The organism is Arthrobacter sp. CJ23 (genome assembly GCF_024741795.1).
Classification (GTDB): domain Bacteria; phylum Actinomycetota; class Actinomycetes; order Actinomycetales; family Micrococcaceae; genus Arthrobacter.
Genome location: NZ_CP102950.1, coordinates 1,018,603 through 1,034,950 on the forward strand (window position 1 = coordinate 1,018,603; position 16,348 = coordinate 1,034,950).

Below are 16,348 nucleotides of genomic sequence, written 5' to 3' on the forward strand. Positions count from 1 at the left end.
GTTACCGAAGACCTGTTGACGACTATGTGATCTCCAACATACTATGGCAACAGTTCTAATATATCAGTTGCCTAACAGTTGGCCACTAGACAATCGTCGAAGGAGAACACCATGGTTGAACCGCTGATCCGCCCGCTCGCACAGGCGGACCCGGAGGTTGATCAGGCGATCGCCCAGGAACTCATCCGCCAGCAGTCAACGCTGGAAATGATCGCCTCTGAGAACTTCGCCCCCACGGCCGTCATGGAGGCCCAGGGCTCGGTGCTGACCAACAAGTACGCTGAGGGCTACCCCGGAAAGCGGTACTACGGCGGCTGCGAGCACGTTGATGTGATCGAACAGCTGGCCATCGACCGCCTGAAGTCGCTCTTCGGAGCCGAGTTCGCCAACGTCCAGCCCCACTCCGGCGCGCAGGCCAACGCCTCGGCGATGCACGCGCTGATCAACCCGGGCGACACCATCCTTGGTTTGAACCTGGCCCACGGCGGCCACCTGACTCACGGCATGCGCATCAACTTCTCCGGGAAGCTGTACAAGGTTGTCCCGTACGGCGTCCAAGAGGACACCATGCTGATCGACATGGCCGAGGTAGAGCGCCTCGCCGTCGAGAACAAGCCACAGCTGATCGTTGCAGGCTGGTCCGCATACTCCCGCCACCTGGACTTCGCGGAGTTCCGCCGCATCGCAGACCTGGTGGGCGCCTACCTCATGGTGGACATGGCACACTTCGCCGGCCTGGTCGCAGCCGGTCTGCACCCCAGCCCGGTGCCGCACGCCCACATCGTAACGAGCACGACGCACAAGACACTTGGCGGTCCTCGTGGTGGCGTGATCCTGACCAACGACGCCGACATCGCCAAGAAGGTTAACTCGGCTGTTTTCCCTGGTCAGCAGGGTGGACCGCTGGAGCACGTCATCGCAGCCAAGGCCGTCGCGTTCAAGATGGCTGCCGAGCCCGAGTTCCAGGAACGCCAGGTCCGCGTACTGGAAGGCTCCAAGATCCTCGCCCGGCGCCTCCTGCAGGACGACGTAGCCGCAGCAGGCATTTCCGTGGTCAGCGGCGGGACCGACGTGCACCTGGTCCTGGTTGACCTCCGCCACTCCGAACTGAATGGCCAGCAGGCCGAGGACACGCTGCACCGCATCGGCATCACGGTCAACCGCAATGCCGTCCCCTTCGACCCCCGCCCGCCGATGGTCTCCTCCGGACTGCGCATCGGCACACCGGCCCTCGCCGCCCGCGGCTTCGGCGCCGAGGAATTCACCGAAGTCGCAGACATCATCGCGACGGCGTTGCTCGCCGCTGCTACGAGGGGCACCGAGGGTGACAGCACCCTTGACGACGCCACCGCCGTCGAACTCCGCAGCCGCGTCACCGCCCTGGCGGCGAAGTTCCCCCTGTACCCGCACCTCGGCAACGGCGCCGCAACCACCGAACTTGAGGCCGAAATGATTGGAGCAGCCCAGTGAGCTCAGACCACCTCCCCGAACACCCCGACTTCCTCTGGCGCAACCCGGAGCCCAAGTCCTCCTACGACGCCGTCATTGTTGGCGGCGGCGGACATGGCCTGGCCACGGCCTACTTCCTCGCGAAGAACCACGGCATGACCAACATCGCGATCCTGGAAAAGGGCTGGCTGGCCGGCGGCAACATGGCCCGGAACACCACCATCATCCGCTCCAACTACCTCTGGGACGAGAGCGCCGCCATCTACGAGCACGCCCTCAAGCTCTGGGAAGTCCTGCCCGAGGAGCTCGAGTACGACTTCCTGTTCAGCCAGCGCGGCGTCATGAACCTCGCCCACACCCTGGGCGATGTGCGCGAAAGCGTCCGCCGCGTGGGCGCCAACCAGCTCAACGGCGTGGATGCTGAATGGCTGGACCCGCAGCAGGTCAAGAAACTCTGCCCCATCCTGAACATCAGCGACAACATCCGCTACCCCGTCATGGGCGCCACCTACCAGCCGCGTGCAGGCATAGCCAAGCACGACCACGTGGCCTGGGCCTTCGCCCGCAAGTGCGATGAACTGGGCGTGGACATCATCCAGAACTGCGAAGTCACCGGCTTCGTCAAGGACGGCAACCGCGTGGTGGGCGTCAAGACAAACCGCGGCACCATCAACACCGAAAAAGTGGGCCTCGCCGCCGCCGGCCACAGCTCAGTCCTGGCCGAGATGGCCGGTTTCCGCCTCCCGATCCAGTCCCACCCGCTCCAGGCATTGGTATCCGAACTGCACGAACCCGTCCACCCCACAGTGGTCATGTCCAACCACGTTCACGTGTACGTGTCCCAGGCACACAAGGGCGAACTGGTCATGGGCGCAGGCGTGGACTCCTACAACGGCTACGGCCAGCGCGGCTCCTTCCACGTCATCGAGGAACAGATGGCCGCCGCCGTGGAGCTCTTCCCGATCTTCGCCCGGGCCCACGTGCTCCGGACCTGGGGCGGGATCGTGGACACCACCATGGACGCCTCGCCGATCGTCGGACTCACTCCGGTGGAGAACATGTTCGTCAACTGTGGTTGGGGAACGGGCGGCTTCAAGGGCACCCCGGCAGCGGGCCTGACCTTCGCCCACACGATCGCCACGGGCGCACCGCACAAGCTCAACAAGCCCTTCGCGCTGGAACGGTTCGAAACCGGTGCACTGATCGACGAACACGGCGCCGCAGCCGTGGCCCACTAGAAAGGCCGGACATGCTCCTCATCTCATGCCCCAACTGCGGGCCACGCGACGAAACCGAATTTCACTACGGCGGCCAGGCCCACGTGGCCTACCCGGAAAACCCGGCCGCGCTGAGCGACCGTGAATGGGCCGAGTACCTGTTCTACCGCGACAACACCAAAGGCGCCTTCGCCGAACGCTGGGTCCACAGCACCGGGTGCCGGCAATGGTTCAACATGCTCCGGGACACCGTGAGCTATGAAATCCAGTCCATCTACCGGATGGGCGAACCGCGCCCCGACGGCGGACGCGCCGGCGCAGCAGCAGCCACCATCACCTCCCCGGAAGGAGCCCAGAAGTGACCAGCCAGAACGCCCGCCTCGCCACCGGCGGCCGCATCGACCGCAGCATCTCCTGGCGGTTCACTGTGGACGGCCAGGAATTCTCCGGCCACCCCGGTGACACCATCGCTTCGGCGCTGCTGGCCAATGGCCACATCAACGCAGGCAACTCCCTCTACCAGGACCGCCCGCGCGGCATCATGGCTGCCGGCGTGGAGGAATCCAACGCCCTCGTCAAGATCGCGGCCCGCTTCCTCGGCCACGTCGCCGAATCCATGCTCCCCGCTACCGCCGTGTCCCTCGTGGACGGGCTCAACGTGGAGCTCCTGTCCGGCCTGGGCAAGCTGGACCCGAACGAGGACCACGCCGAATACGACAAGAAGTACGTCCACACTGACGTCCTGGTGGTGGGTGGCGGTGTTGCCGGGCTGGCAGCGGCCCGCGAAGCCGTCCGCACGGGCGCCCGCGTCATCCTGATCGACGATCAGCCGGAACTGGGTGGCTCGCTGCTTTCAGAGTCCACCGCCGAAGGATTGGCCGAACGGGTTGAAGGCAAGCCCGCACTCGAGTGGGTTGCCGATGTGGAGGCCGAGTTGGTTTCCGCCGAGGAATGCACGGTGCTGAACCGCACCACGGCGTTCGGTTCCTACGATTCCAACTACGTCATCGCAGCCCAGAACCGCACGGATCACTTGAGCGTCCCGGCAGCTCCGGGCATCTCCCGCCAGCGTATTTGGCACATCCGTGCCAAGCAGGTTGTTCTGGCTCCCGGCGCCCACGAGCGTCCGCTGGTCTTCGAGAACAACGACCGCCCGGGCATCATGCTCGCCTCGGCCGTCCGCAGCTACCTCAACCGTTACGCCGTTGCGGCCGGTTCGCGCGTGGTCATCAGCACCACCAACGATTCCGCCTACGCACTCGCTGACGACCTCAGGTCAGCCGGGGTGACCGTCACCGCCGTCGTGGACGCCCGTCCGCAGATCAGCGCGAAGGCGGCTGCCGCCGTCGAGTCCGGTATCCGCGTCCTGATCGGCAGCGCGGTGGCAGACACCTCCGCAGACGACGCCGGACGCCTGGACGGGGTCACCGTCCGCAGCATTAACGACGACGGCGAACTCACCTCGGGCGTAGAGCAGATCGCTTGCGATCTGCTCGCCGTTTCCGGTGGCTGGAGCCCGGTGGTCCACCTCCACAGCCAGCGCCAGGGCAAGCTGCGCTGGGACGACGAGCTCGCAGCTTTCGTACCGTCAACGGTGGTCAAGGACCAGCAGGTTGTCGGCGCAGGCCGCGGAAGCTACGAGCTCCGGGACTGCCTGGCCGAGGGCATCTCCGCAGGTGCCGCAGCATCGATCGCAGCCGGCTTTAGCTCCGCCGTCGTCCCCGCCGAGCCCAAGGCGCCGGTGGCTTCGGCACCGAGCCGCCAGCTCTGGCTGGTCCCCGGCCAGGAAGGTCAGCCGGGGGAGTGGCACCACCACTTTGTGGACTTCCAGCGCGACCAGTCCGTGGCTGACGTCCTCCGCTCCACCGGCGCCGGCATGCGCTCCGTGGAACACGTCAAGCGGTACACGTCCATCAGCACCGCCAACGACCAGGGCAAGACCTCCGGCGTCAACGCAATCGGCGTTATCGCCGCAGCGCTGCGCACGGCCGGCGAAGCCTCCCGCGGCATCGGCGAGATCGGCACCACCACCTACCGCGCACCGTTCACTCCCGTGGCCTTCGCAGCCTTGGCAGGACGCCAGCGCGGCGAGCTGTTCGACCCCGCCCGCAAGACCTCCATCCACCCGTGGCACGTCGCCAAGGGCGCGCTCTTCGAGGACGTCGGACAGTGGAAGCGCCCGTGGTACTATCCGCAGGGCAGCGAGGACATGGACGCAGCAGTCCTGCGTGAATGCGCTGCGGTCCGTGAGTCCGTGGGCTTCATGGACGCCACCACGCTGGGCAAGATCGAAATCCGCGGCACGGACGCGGGTGAGTTCCTGAACCGCATCTACACCAACGCGTTCAAGAAGCTCGCTCCGGGATCCGCCCGCTACGGCGTCATGTGCACGCCCGACGGAATGATCTTCGACGACGGCGTGACCTTGCGCCTGGACGAGGACCGCTTCTTTATGACCACCACCACCGGCGGTGCCGCGAAGGTACTGGACTGGCTCGAAGAGTGGCACCAGACCGAATGGCCGGAACTCGACGTGGTCTGCACCTCCGTGACGGAGCAGTGGAGCACTATCGCCGTGGTCGGCCCGAAGTCCCGTGCGGTGATCGCCAAGGTCGCCCCGCAGCTCGCCGAGAACGGGGGATTGGACGCCGAGGCATTCCCGTTCATGACCTTCCGGGAGACCACATTGGCCTCCGGAGTGCAGGCACGCGTCGGCCGTATCTCCTTCTCCGGTGAACTGGCCTACGAAATCAACGTGCCATCCTGGTACGGCCTCAACACCTGGGAAGCCGTGGCCGCCGCCGGCGCGGAGTTCAACATCACCCCGTACGGCACCGAAACCATGCACGTGCTCCGCGCCGAGAAGGGTTACCCGATCGTGGGGCAGGACACCGACGGCACCGTCACGCCGCAGGACGCGGGCATGGAATGGATCGTCTCCAAGGCCAAGGACTTCATCGGCAAGCGCTCCTACAGCCGGGCCGACGCGCAGCGCGAGGACCGCAAGCACCTGGTCAGCGTCCTTCCGGTGGACGGCACCATCCGGCTGCCGGAAGGCACCCAGCTGGTGGAAAAGGGCATTCCGGCCAACCCGGCCTACGGCCCCGTACCCATGGAGGGCTTCGTGACCTCCAGCTACCACAGTGCCGCACTGGGCCGTTCCTTCGGCCTGGCCCTGATCCAGAACGGCCGCAACCGCATCGGCGAGACCCTGGTGGCCGCGCTGGGAGACCAGCTGGTGGACGTGGTTGTTGGCGAAACCGTACTTTTCGACGCTGAAGGGACCCGCAAAGATGGCTGAAACAGCAGAACTCGCAAACACCAACGGACTCCGGGCGGCCCGCCGCAGCCCGGCCGAACACCTCGCCGAGACCTTCACGGCCGGCTCCGTCCCCGGCGCCGTGACACTGAAGGAAATCCCGTACCAGGCGATGGTGGGGATCCGCGTTGAACGGGATTCCGACGCCGGGACGCGCATTGCGTCCGTGACCGGCGGACTGCCTGCCACGTGCGGTGAGGTCACGGGCACCGGTTCGGTGAACGCGCTGTGGCTGGGACCGGCAGAGTTCCTGGTGGTGGCCCCGGAGGAGTCGCACGACTCCCTCGGCGGCTCGCTGGTGGGCGATCTCACGGCGGCCCTCGGTGCCGACCAAGGCCAGGTGGTGGACCTGTCCGCCAACCGCACCACCTTTGAGCTCTCCGGCAGCCGCGCCAGGGAAGTGCTTGAGAAGAGCTGCTCGGCGGACCTGCACCCGCGCGTCCTGAAGGCCGGCACGGCACTGGCCACGGAGATCGGCCACATCCCCGTGATGCTATGGAAGACCGGGGAGGAGACCTTCCGGATCTTCCCGCGTGCGTCGTTCGCCGACTACCTGGGACGCTGGCTGCTCGACTCCATGCGGGAGTACGCCTCACCCGAGGTCCCCTGATGGCACTCAGTGTGCTTGACCTGTTTTCTGTTGGCATCGGGCCGTCGTCCTCACACACGGTCGGCCCGATGCGGGCGGCAAAGCAGTTCACGGACGGTCTTGAATCGTCCGGCCAGCTCGCTGCCACGGTGCGCGTCCAGGCTGAGCTCTTCGGCTCCCTTGGCGCCACCGGTCGCGGCCACGGCTCGGACAAGGCCGTGGTGCTGGGACTGCAGGGCCAAGCGCCGGAAACAGTGGACACCCGCACGGCCGACGATCAGGTGGCAGCCGCGGCACTCGACGCCGAACTGCACCTGGGCGGCAGCCACCGGGTGGACTTCAACTGGGACGAGGACGTGGTCCTGCACCGCCGCAAGTCCTTGCCGGCCCACCCGAACGGCATGACCTTCCGCGCGCTGGACCACACCGGGGAGGTGCTGCGGGAGCGCAGCTACTATTCCATCGGCGGCGGCTTCGTGGTGGACGGCGATGCCGCAGCCACCGACAAAGTGGTGGCGGACGCCACCGTGCTGCCCTATCCCTTCACCAGCGCGGACGAGCTGCTGGCCATCTGTGCCCGCGAAGGCAAGTCCATTTCGGACATCATGCTTGCCAACGAGCTCGTGTGGCGCAGCGAATCCGAACTGCGGGAGCGGCTGCTGGGCATCTGGGCCGTCATGCGTGAATGCGTGGACAACGGCTGCACGGCGGAAGGCATCCTGCCGGGAGGCTTGAAGGTCAGGCGCCGCGCGCCGTCGTTGTTCAAGAAGCTGGCCGCCACCGACGCCGAACTGAACGGCGAGGGGTCGGCCGACCCGCTGCTCGCGATGGAGTGGGTGAACCTCTTCGCCCTGGCCGTCAACGAGGAAAACGCGGCCGGCGGCCGCATCGTCACCGCGCCCACCAACGGGGCCGCCGGCATTGTGCCGGCGGTGCTGCACTATTACACGAAGTTCGTGCCGGGAGCCGACGACGACGGCGTGGTCCGCTTCTTGCTGGCCGCGGCCGCCGTCGGGATTCTTTTCAAGATCAACGCCTCCATTTCCGGTGCGGAAGTCGGCTGTCAGGGCGAGGTGGGTTCCGCCTGCTCCATGGCCGCCGCCGGGCTCTGCGAAGTCCTGGGCGGCACACCGGCCCAGGTGGAGAACGCCGCGGAGGTGGGGATCGAACACAACCTGGGCCTGACCTGCGACCCCGTGGGAGGCCTGGTCCAGATCCCGTGCATCGAGCGCAACGCCATCGCCAGCGTCAAAGCAATCAATGCCGCCCGCCTTGCCCTGCACGGCGACGGCAGCCACAAGGTGTCCCTGGACAAAGCCATCAAGACCATGCGGGAGACAGGTGCCGACATGAAAAGCAAGTACAAGGAGACCTCCCGCGGAGGCCTCGCCGTCAACGTAGTGGAGTGCTAGCCATGACTGCCATCCAAACTGAAACCGATGTTTCATCCCTGGGTTCTTCCACCGTGGAGCACGTTCTGACTTTGGACTGCCCCGAGGGTCCGGGCATCGTGCACGCCGTGTCCGGATTCCTTCTGGAACACGGCTGCGACATCATCGACAACAAACAGTACGGCGACCGCGCTGAAGGGCACTTCTTCATGCGGGTGCACTTCGCTTCCTCCGGTGATGAATCAACCGTGGACGCGCTGCGCGCCGCGTTTTCCCCTGTGGGCGAGAAGTACAACATGAACTGGCAGCTGGAACGCCAGGGTTCCAAGCGTCGCGTACTGATCATGGTGTCAAAGTTCGGTCACTGCCTGAACGACCTCCTGTTCCGTGCGCGGATTGGTGAACTGCCCATCGAAGTAGTGGGCGTCGTTTCCAACCACACGGACCATCAGGGGCTGGCGGAGTGGCACGGGATTCCGTTCTTCCACGTGCCCGTCACCGCGGCAACCAAGCCCGCGGCCGAGGCCCGGCTGCTGGAGATCATCGACGAGCTGGACGTTGAGCTCGTGGTGCTTGCCCGGTACATGCAGGTCCTCAGTGACGAGCTCGCCCGCAAGCTGGACGGGCGGGCCATCAACATCCACCACTCGTTCCTGCCGAGCTTCAAGGGCGCCAAGCCGTACCACCAGGCGTACGCCCGGGGAGTCAAGACCGTGGGTGCCACCGCGCACTACGTCAACGGCGAACTGGACGAGGGACCCATCATCTCGCAGCAAGTGGTGGAGGTGGATCACACGTTCGGACCGGAAGACCTCGTGGCGGCCGGTCGGGACACGGAATGCAAGGCCCTCAGCAACGCCGTTCGTTGGCACTGCGAGGGGCGGATCATCCTGAATGGGAACAGGACGATTGTGCTGAAGTAGGGTCTTGCAGCACCCGTTTTCGATGGTTCCCTGCGGAGTAGATGGTTGCAACCGTCTGCTGAGCAGGGAACCATCGAATTTGGCGTTTAAGGGCTGGGCCACCCGTGGTTGTACATGACGTGCCTGGTGCGCTAGAAATCCTTGCTGCAGGGGCCCGTGCCGAGTTTGGCCAGACCGGCCCGGTCTCCGGCAGCGTAGTCGCGGACCCAGGACGCTTCATCGAACATGAGCTGTTCGGGATCGCTGACGTGGTCCAGACCCAGCAAGTGCCCCAGTTCGTGCATGATGACGGCGATCCCGATCGCCTCGCCGCCGGGAGAGTCCAGGATCTCGCCGAACTGGGGCGCATCCAGGGCAACGGAACCGGTGACATAGGCCTTGTAGCCGTTGTTGAGAGCAATGGACGAGCTTCCGCCCAGCCCCACGGTCTGCCCATCCAGCCGCGGCACCACGTCCGGCGTGGTCCAGGCGATCAGCACCGGAGCCCAGCGGTTCCCATACTTGTCCGGCTGGTAGCCGGCCCGGTTGTTTGAGGGGACTTCGTCCGTTGTCCCGTCGTAGATGAACTGCAGCCCGGATGCCCAACTGGCCTCCTTAACGGCCTCCTCGAGCAGCCGCTGCCAGGACGCATGTGCCAGATCCGTGTTCACCACGTAGTGGATGGGACGGCACGGTGAATACGTCAAGGGTGAACCGTCTCCCTTGACCGCAAGGAACTTGTAGGAGTCGCTGGGCCAGTCGAGCGGCGGCGGGCTGCCCATCGGCGCATTGGCCTCCTCCAGGCCTGGAACCGGATCCCGTCGTTGGCCGAACGGGAAAATGCCGGGTCCGGCCACCTGGCTTTCGTCCTGCGCGCCGAACAGGGCGGGCCGCAGATCGCCGCTGAAGTACGCGCCGGCACACACCAAAGAAATGATTCCCAGCAGGAAGAGAACCGCGGCGATGCTGCTGTGCCGCAACCCTTCCCGGGGCGGGGGAACATTGGGGTCCGGCCAACGCGGCGGCCCATAAGGTTCCATTGAACCCCCTGCCAAGCGGCACCAAACAGGCGGTGATTGCCGCCGTCGGCCACTCAGACCAGCTTAGGACCGCCAGGCAGCGCCGTCCATGGGCGGCGCAGGGTGCAGTGCCGGATGTGCAGAACCGGACGCACCGGCTGGAATCCGGACCCAGCCGGTGACTACAGCGTCGGAACAATTTGTCGAGGCTATGGACTAACGATTTACTCCAGTCCTAAGATGTACTCGATTGCCGATTCGACCGCTGATTCGTCTGGGGGTGTCGAGATGGAAGCAGCACGCAAGCATGCGCGCCCCGCTCGAATGCTCCGCTCCATTCTGATCGCGGCAGCCGGTACCGGCCTCTGGATGGTCCTTTCAGCCTCGGCAGCCACCGCGGATTCCGGAAACTCCTTGCTTGATGGACTGAGCTCCACCGTATCGTCCGCGACGGGAACAGCCGGCGGCGCCGGCGGACCTCTGACCGCGACAGCCAAGCTGTTGGCCCCTGCGCCTGTGGCCCCTGCGCCGGCCCCGGAGACCTCAGCGGTGACCCAGCTGTCCGAGACCGTGGACGCCACGGTTGCGGACGCAGTTCCCGGCGTCGTCGTACTTGCAGAGCCCGTGCTCGACGCGGTAGTGGCACCGCTGGTTCAGGGCACCGTCACGCCGGTTGTTGAGGACGTCGTCGTCCCTGTCCTCCAGCCTGTTGCTGAGGTAGTTGACCTCCTTGTGCCGCCGGTCGTAGTTCCGGGTGTCGTCCCGGAATCAGTGGTGCCGGACGTCGCGGGCGAAGTGCTCGGCACGGCATTCCAGACCCGGACAGATGGTTCTGGCCCGCAGCCCGGCATGCTGGCCCAGGAACTCAAGGGGCCCGCCGGCAGCCTAGTTGCCGGTGCCCCACCATCCTGGAAGTTTGCCCCTGGCGGCATCGAACACTGGCCTGCAACAGGCCAGCACAGTCGCAGTGTTCCGGGCGGGAATTCCCCGATTGGTCTTCCGAACTGGCCCGCCGGCAATGCTGCCGGGGCCGGGTCCGGCAATGGACCGGCCGGCGGCTCAGCTGCGTCCGCAGCCTGGCTGCAGGGCGGCTTTGCCCTGCCTCCACTGTCCGGCGACGGTCTGGCAGTTGAGGCAGCCCAGCACCTTCCCGCACCGGTCTCGTTCGACCCCGGTTCTTCTCCTGACTGATTCCTGACCCCGCCGCGCCTCGTCGCGCGGCCAACGGTCATTAGGCGTCCTCGGTTTGGCGCCCTGGAATCAAGCTGTTCAGGAGAAAACCAAAATGCACAAAATCGTACGACGAGGGATGCTTGGCACCCTCATTGCCGGAGGAATCATTGCCTTCGGCGCCACCGCAGCAAACGCTGCGGACACAGCCAGTGGACAGGTGGACATCCAGTTCGGGACTCAGGGGGTGGCGACGGCGGCGGTCCCTGTCATCGTCGGAGCCGTCTCTGTGGACCTCGGCGTTGATGCCCCGGCGAGCAAGGGCAGCACTGATTCCTTCGCTTCGGCGGACGTCCTGGCGCCTGCGGGCGCAGTGGCTGCTTCGGTGGATGTGGCGTTGGGGTCTCAGGGGGTGGCGACGGCGGCGGTCCCTGTCATCGTCGGAGCCGCTTCCCTGGACCTCGGCGTTGCTGCCCCGGCGAGCAAGGGCAGCACTGATTCCTTCGCTTCGGCGGACGTCCAGGCGCCTGCGGGCGCAGTGGCTGCTTCGGTGGATGTGGCGTTGGGGTCTCAGGGGGTGGCGACGGCGGCGGTCCCTGTCATCGTCGGAGCCGCTTCCCTGGACCTCGGCGTTGCTGCTCCGGGGAGCAAGGGCAGCACTGATTCCTTCGCTTCGGCGGACGTCCTGGCGCCTGCGGGCGCAGGGGCTGCTTCGGTGGATGTGGCGTTGGGGTCTCTGGGGGTGGCTCCGGCGGCGGTCCCTGTCATCGTCGAGCCCACCTCCCCGAACCTCGGCGCTATCGACCCGGCGGGCACCGGTGGCGGAACTGCCATCGGACTGCTCAGGGCCGGCACGCTGGGGGAGAACGGCCTCGTCTCCAGAGCGCTGCTGGGCTCGCCCGACTCCGTTCCGCTCAGTTTGGGCGAGACCTTGTTCGGTGTTGACGGACCCCTGGCGCCGGTGGTGAACCCGCCGGTGGTCAACCCGCCGGTGGTGAACCCGCCGGTGGTGAACCCGCCGGTGGTGAACCCGCCGGTGGTGAACCCGCCGGTGGTGAACCCGCTGGCGGCCAAGCAGCTTGGAGGCGTGTCCGCCGTCGGCGTTGCTGCGGCACTTGCCAGGACGGGCGTCAACGATCTGTGGCTGCCGCTGGCGGCGTCCCTGCTCCTGGCAGGGCTGCTGTTCACCTTGGTGGCCCGCCGGGAGACAGGTTGGTGGCCCGCCGGAAGATAGGAGCAAGGCGCAGCTAGACGTCAGATGGGCATTTGTTCCTCCGCAGGGCGCGCCCCGCGGAGGAACAAATGCCGCACCCGCACTGCGGGACTAGACAATCACAGCACCAAACGCGAGCCCCAGCCCGTAAGTGGCGGCAGCCGCTCCGATTCCGATCGCCAGCTGCCGCAGGCCGCGGCTCAGCGGTGAGGTTCCGGAGAGCAGCCCGACGACGGCGCCCGTCGCCAGGAGTGCCACTCCCACCAGCACGCCCGCTACCATCAGCGCGGCCAGGCCGCTCATGCCGAAGATGAAGGGCAGGATCGGCACGATGGCGCCGGAGGCGAAGAAGCAGAAACTGGACAAGGCGGCGCCCCAGGCGGAGCCGACAGTTTCGTGCTCGTCCTCGGGCTCCTCCGTTTCGGGGTGCAGGGAGAGGCTGGGATCGCAGTCGCAGCTGTAGAGGCCCATGCGTTCGGCCGCCCGGTGCTCGGCTGCTTCGTGGCTCATGCCGCGGGCCAGATACACCAGGACGAGCTCATTGTGTTCGATGTCCAAGGACGGAGCGGCGGTCAAGGTGGCCTGCGTGGGCCGGGTGGCATTCAGCAGTTCGCGCTGGGAGCGGACCGAGACGTACTCGCCTGCGCCCATGGACAGTGCACCGGCCAGAAGGCCCGCCACGCCGCTCATCAGCACCACGGGGCTGGGAACTCCGGTAGCGGCCATGCCCATGACAAGGGACAGGTTGCTGACCAGGCCGTCATTGGCGCCGAATACAGCCGCGCGGAAGGTGCCGGAGAGCCTGTTGCGGCCGCGGGTTGCGAGTCCGCGGACGACTTCCTCGTGGATCTGTTCGTCGGCGGCCATGGCTGCCGTGGCTGCGGGGTCACTCGCGTAGGGTGAGCGGCCCTCGGCACGCTGGGCGAGTGCCAGCACAAATACGGAGCCGAAGTGGCGGGCCAGGAAGCCGAGCAATTGGCTGCGGGCGGAGGCGCCCTTGGGCATGCCCGCGTGCTCGCCGAGGAGCCTCAGCCAGTGGGCCTCGTGCCGGCCTTCGGCCTCGGCGAGGGCCAGGAGGATTTCGCGTTCCTCGCCGTCGCGGCGCAGTGCGAGTTCACGGTAGACGGCCGCTTCGGCCCGTTCATCGGCCAGGTATTGGCGCCAGCGGCGGATGTCCGACGACGACGGCGCCGGGCGGGAGGCTGACGTGTCGGCCGGGGCCCACAGGCGGGACCCTGCGCCTGCGGGGGCTGCTCCGGGGGTGGATGCTGCGTCCGGAGCGGGGCTCGACGGATGGCGGGATTCCTGGTGCTTCTGCACTTCTACTCCTGTGCTGGCTGGGGCTTTTGCGGCCCCATTGCACGCCCACCTTACCGCGAATTTCAGCGGGTTTTTGGCTGGTGTTCCTCAACGGAATTCTTAGGCGGACCGTAAAGACGATTCCGTGCCGCGCGCCGAAGAATGGTGCCTTGACCCATGCAACGGGCAGTGCTCAGATGGAATGACAGGAACGGGACGGCATGGATCCCGTACGCGCAGGGCTCGCTTCAGCCCCCTGAGACGGAGGTTGCATCATGGACACCACCGCATCACACGCCCGGCATCCGGACCGGCCAACCATCGAGTCCGACCCCGCCTATGACTACAACGAGGACGAGGTAGTGGACGAGGCCTGGACGGAGGACGACGAAGCCCCCGCCGACGAGGAACGCGTGGTCCCCCTGGACGAAGTGGATGATTTCCGCGAGCCCGAGGAAGAAATCTGAGCTGCAGCCGCCGTTCCAAACGGCCGCCGGGGCTCAGGAGCCGGCGCGAAGCTGAAGCGTTTTTCGACGCCTGCCGGCCTGCCCCGGGCGGCGACCGTCAATGAAAGCGTCCGCGTAGCCGGGCACCAGCGCGCCGGACGCACGGACTGGCCCAAGGCGTCCGTGATCAGCCGCGGTTCGTGGTGCCAGTGGTGCTCGAGCTCCCCGCCAACCACGAACGTCACGGTGCCGAGCACCAGGTCGACGCCCGGAATCACACGGACTGAGGCGGGTTCTGCGGTGTGGACAGAATCGGGGGAGTGCGGCACGTGCCTGCTCATTGCGGGAGATGCTCTTGCCCGCTCGGTTGTCTCGGGTCCGGAGCCGGGCCGCTTCCTCATCCGAACCACCCGCGAACATGGGGTTGGTGCGTGGCAAGTCGGAGCTTGGCGCCACATCTCTTGAAGCTGGCACTACTGTACCGCAGGCGCCCAGCCTCATGGCACCGTTTTTTGCCGCATTAACGACGACGGCGGTGCGGCCCCCGCAAAGGGCGGCACCGCCGTCGTGGTTGCTGTAGTTCCGGGACGCCCTACACTGTGGAGGCCGGAACCTCTTCTTCGGCCAGCTTGGTGCCGGCGACGCGGTCCGTCCAGGCCTTCATGACGGCAGGGTCGGTGGGCTTGCTGAGGAGCGAAACCACCACGTAGACCACTGCCGAGGCGATGAGGCCGTAGTAGATGGGCTCGTTGGCGTAGATGCCGTCCAGCGGCGCCTTCGCGTTGATTTCGAGGATGATCATGGTGCCGAGGGTGATCACGGAGCCAACACCCATGGAGGCGGCCGCGGCGATGCCCGTCCCACGCTTCCAGGCGAGGCCACCGATGATGGCAACCAGCAGGCCGCCCACCAGGATGTCGTAGGCGATGGTCAAGGCGGCCACAACGTCCTTGGTGCTGATGGCGATGATGATGGCGACGATGCCGAGCCCGAGGACCCAGTAGCGGTTGGCCTTGACGTCGTGCTCGGGGTTGTCCGAGTCGGACGTGTCCACGTTCTTGCCGAACCAGCTGGCCACGAAGGGCATGACGTCGGCACGGGCAACGGTGGCTGCGGCGATCAGCGCGCCGGAAGCGGTGGACATCATGGCTGCGACGGCGGCGGCCAGGACGAGGCCGCCGATGCCGATCGGGAGCAGGTGCGTGGCGACTTCGGCGTAGACGTCGTCCTTGGCCTTGATCTCAATGCCGGCCAGCGCAACGTTTGCGGCCATGCCGATCAGCGCACCGGCGAGGCCGTAGAGGATGCAGTAGACGCCGGCGGTGGCGCCGCCCCAGCGGGCAACCGTGGGGGTCTTGGCGGTGAAGACGCGCTGCCAGATGTCCTGCCCGATGAGCAGTCCCAGGGTGTAGACCACAAAGTACGTGATGATGGTCTGCAGGCCGATGCCGTCGATCTGGAAGAAGCTGGCGTCCACGCGGGCACGGATGCCGTCCAGGCCGCCGGCTGCGTTGAGGGCGAACGGGAGCATCAGGAAGAAGATGCCCACCGTCTTGATGACGAACTGGACCTGGTCGGCCAGGGTGATGGACCACATGCCGCCGATGGTGGAGTAGACCAGCACGATCGCACCGCCGATGGCGATGGCGAGCCAGCGCTCCCAGCCGAAGAGGACAACGAAGATGGTGGCGTAGGCGCCGGTGGACGTGGCGCACAGCATGAGCGTGTAGGCCAGCATGACGATACCGGAGGTCTGCGTGGCCTTGCTGCCGTAGCGAAGCGTCAGCATCTGGGAGACCGTGTAGATCTTCAGCTTCTGGATGGTGCCGGCGAAGAGCAGGCTCAGCAGGAGCACGCCCGCGCCGATGGCCACCACGAGCCACATGCCGGAGATGCCGAACTTGTAGCCGAGGCCGACGCCGCCAACGGTGGAGGCACCGCCCAGGACGACGGCTGCCATGGTGCCGGTGTAGAGGAACGGGCCCAGACGGCGTCCTGCCACGAGGAAGTCACTGTTGTTCTTGGTACGGGACTTGCCCCACCAGCCGAAGGCCAGCATGGCGAGCAGATACACAACAACTATCGCGATGTTGATGAACGAAGAGTCCATGGTTGGCTCCCTGGAGCTGATGCGCAGAGTGTTGGGGTTTCCGACGATACTCCTGCGTATCGCGGAGTCTCTGCGCTGATGGTTTTGGGGGGTGGCTTGTGTTGTGTGCCTCACAAGCAACACTTGTTGCCTAAGAGAATACGTTGTGATGGGAGTAACAGTCAATTGGCGATGCGCCGCAATTGTGTTTTCAGGCCGGAATGGAGCGTGATCCCAGTAGTATG

13 protein-coding genes and 1 riboswitch are annotated in these 16,348 nt (G+C 66.2%); of the genes, 10 read left to right on the forward strand and 3 right to left on the reverse strand.

Features of this window, described 5'->3' with window-relative positions; all coding sequences use genetic code 11:
• Positions 1-111 precede the first annotated feature (111 nt).
• Genes glyA through purU form a run of 7 tightly spaced genes read left to right on the forward strand, consistent with a single transcriptional unit; the run spans position 112 to position 8,888 of the window.
• Positions 112-1,470, forward strand: coding sequence for a serine hydroxymethyltransferase (glyA, locus tag NVV90_RS04655; protein WP_258440024.1), 1,359 nt, complete (start codon positions 112-114; stop codon positions 1,468-1,470).
• Positions 1,467-2,687: a sarcosine oxidase subunit beta family protein gene (locus NVV90_RS04660; protein ID WP_258440025.1), complete on the forward strand. Its 1,221-nt coding sequence runs from the start codon at positions 1,467-1,469 to the stop codon at positions 2,685-2,687. The genes glyA and NVV90_RS04660 overlap by 4 nt, the downstream gene beginning before the upstream one ends.
• Positions 2,688-2,698: 11 nt before the next feature.
• Positions 2,699-3,028: a sarcosine oxidase subunit delta gene (locus NVV90_RS04665; RefSeq protein WP_309304095.1), complete on the forward strand. Its 330-nt coding sequence runs from the start codon at positions 2,699-2,701 to the stop codon at positions 3,026-3,028.
• The gene (locus NVV90_RS04670) at positions 3,025-5,967 is read left to right on the forward strand and encodes a 2Fe-2S iron-sulfur cluster-binding protein (RefSeq protein WP_258440026.1); all 2,943 of its coding nucleotides are present in this window, start codon (positions 3,025-3,027) and stop codon (positions 5,965-5,967) included. Before NVV90_RS04665 ends, NVV90_RS04670 begins: the two co-directional genes overlap by 4 nt.
• Positions 5,960-6,595, forward strand: coding sequence for a sarcosine oxidase subunit gamma (locus NVV90_RS04675; RefSeq protein ID WP_258440027.1), 636 nt, complete (start codon positions 5,960-5,962; stop codon positions 6,593-6,595). The genes NVV90_RS04670 and NVV90_RS04675 overlap by 8 nt, the downstream gene beginning before the upstream one ends.
• The gene (locus NVV90_RS04680) at positions 6,595-7,986 is read left to right on the forward strand and encodes an L-serine ammonia-lyase (RefSeq protein ID WP_258440028.1); all 1,392 of its coding nucleotides are present in this window, start codon (positions 6,595-6,597) and stop codon (positions 7,984-7,986) included. Before NVV90_RS04675 ends, NVV90_RS04680 begins: the two co-directional genes overlap by 1 nt.
• Before the next feature lie 2 nt (positions 7,987-7,988).
• On the forward strand, positions 7,989-8,888 hold the full coding sequence (gene purU / locus NVV90_RS04685; protein WP_258440029.1) for a formyltetrahydrofolate deformylase: 900 nt from the start codon (positions 7,989-7,991) through the stop codon (positions 8,886-8,888).
• Between the two features lie 131 nt (positions 8,889-9,019).
• Here purU and NVV90_RS04690 read toward each other — a convergent pair whose 3' ends face one another.
• The gene (locus tag NVV90_RS04690; protein ID WP_258440030.1) at positions 9,020-9,847 is read right to left on the reverse strand and encodes a matrixin family metalloprotease; all 828 of its coding nucleotides are present in this window, start codon (positions 9,845-9,847) and stop codon (positions 9,020-9,022) included.
• Between the two features lie 327 nt (positions 9,848-10,174).
• Here NVV90_RS04690 and NVV90_RS04695 point away from each other — a divergent pair, with 327 nt between their 5' ends.
• A complete protein-coding gene (locus tag NVV90_RS04695; RefSeq protein ID WP_258440031.1) occupies positions 10,175-11,077 on the forward strand; it encodes a hypothetical protein in 903 nt (300 codons plus the stop codon).
• 94 nt (positions 11,078-11,171) lie between these two features.
• Entirely contained in the window at positions 11,172-12,290 is a 1,119-nt protein-coding gene (locus NVV90_RS04700) for a hypothetical protein (RefSeq protein WP_258440032.1), read from the forward strand.
• A 90-nt stretch (positions 12,291-12,380) separates the two neighbouring features.
• Here NVV90_RS04700 and NVV90_RS04705 read toward each other — a convergent pair whose 3' ends face one another.
• The gene (locus tag NVV90_RS04705; RefSeq protein WP_258440033.1) at positions 12,381-13,589 is read right to left on the reverse strand and encodes a VIT1/CCC1 family protein; all 1,209 of its coding nucleotides are present in this window, start codon (positions 13,587-13,589) and stop codon (positions 12,381-12,383) included.
• Positions 13,590-13,843: 254 nt separating this feature from the next.
• Here NVV90_RS04705 and NVV90_RS04710 point away from each other — a divergent pair, with 254 nt between their 5' ends.
• A complete protein-coding gene (locus NVV90_RS04710) occupies positions 13,844-14,035 on the forward strand; it encodes a hypothetical protein (protein ID WP_258440034.1) in 192 nt (63 codons plus the stop codon).
• A gap of 325 nt (positions 14,036-14,360) precedes the next feature.
• Positions 14,361-14,481: riboswitch (SAM riboswitch) on the reverse strand.
• Positions 14,482-14,606: 125 nt separating this feature from the next.
• Here the strand turns inward: NVV90_RS04710 and NVV90_RS04715 are convergent.
• A complete protein-coding gene (locus NVV90_RS04715) occupies positions 14,607-16,124 on the reverse strand; it encodes a sodium:solute symporter (RefSeq protein WP_258440035.1) in 1,518 nt (505 codons plus the stop codon).
• Between the last annotated feature and the right edge of the window lie 224 nt (positions 16,125-16,348).

Excerpts from the sequence above, each read along its gene's own strand:
- purU (WP_258440029.1), top strand. The coding sequence starts at position 7,989 with ATGACTGCCATCCAAACTGAAACCGATGTTTCATCCCTGGGTTCTTCC.
- NVV90_RS04710 (WP_258440034.1), top strand. The coding sequence starts at position 13,844 with ATGGACACCACCGCATCACACGCCCGGCATCCGGACCGGCCAACCATC.
- NVV90_RS04665 (WP_309304095.1), top strand. The coding sequence starts at position 2,699 with ATGCTCCTCATCTCATGCCCCAACTGCGGGCCACGCGACGAAACCGAA.
- NVV90_RS04700 (WP_258440032.1), top strand. The coding sequence starts at position 11,172 with ATGCACAAAATCGTACGACGAGGGATGCTTGGCACCCTCATTGCCGGA.
- NVV90_RS04715 (WP_258440035.1), bottom strand. The coding sequence starts at position 16,124 with ATGGACTCTTCGTTCATCAACATCGCGATAGTTGTTGTGTATCTGCTC.
- NVV90_RS04695 (WP_258440031.1), top strand. The coding sequence starts at position 10,175 with ATGGAAGCAGCACGCAAGCATGCGCGCCCCGCTCGAATGCTCCGCTCC.
- NVV90_RS04680 (WP_258440028.1), top strand. The coding sequence starts at position 6,595 with ATGGCACTCAGTGTGCTTGACCTGTTTTCTGTTGGCATCGGGCCGTCG.
- glyA (WP_258440024.1), top strand. The coding sequence starts at position 112 with ATGGTTGAACCGCTGATCCGCCCGCTCGCACAGGCGGACCCGGAGGTT.
- NVV90_RS04675 (WP_258440027.1), top strand. The coding sequence starts at position 5,960 with ATGGCTGAAACAGCAGAACTCGCAAACACCAACGGACTCCGGGCGGCC.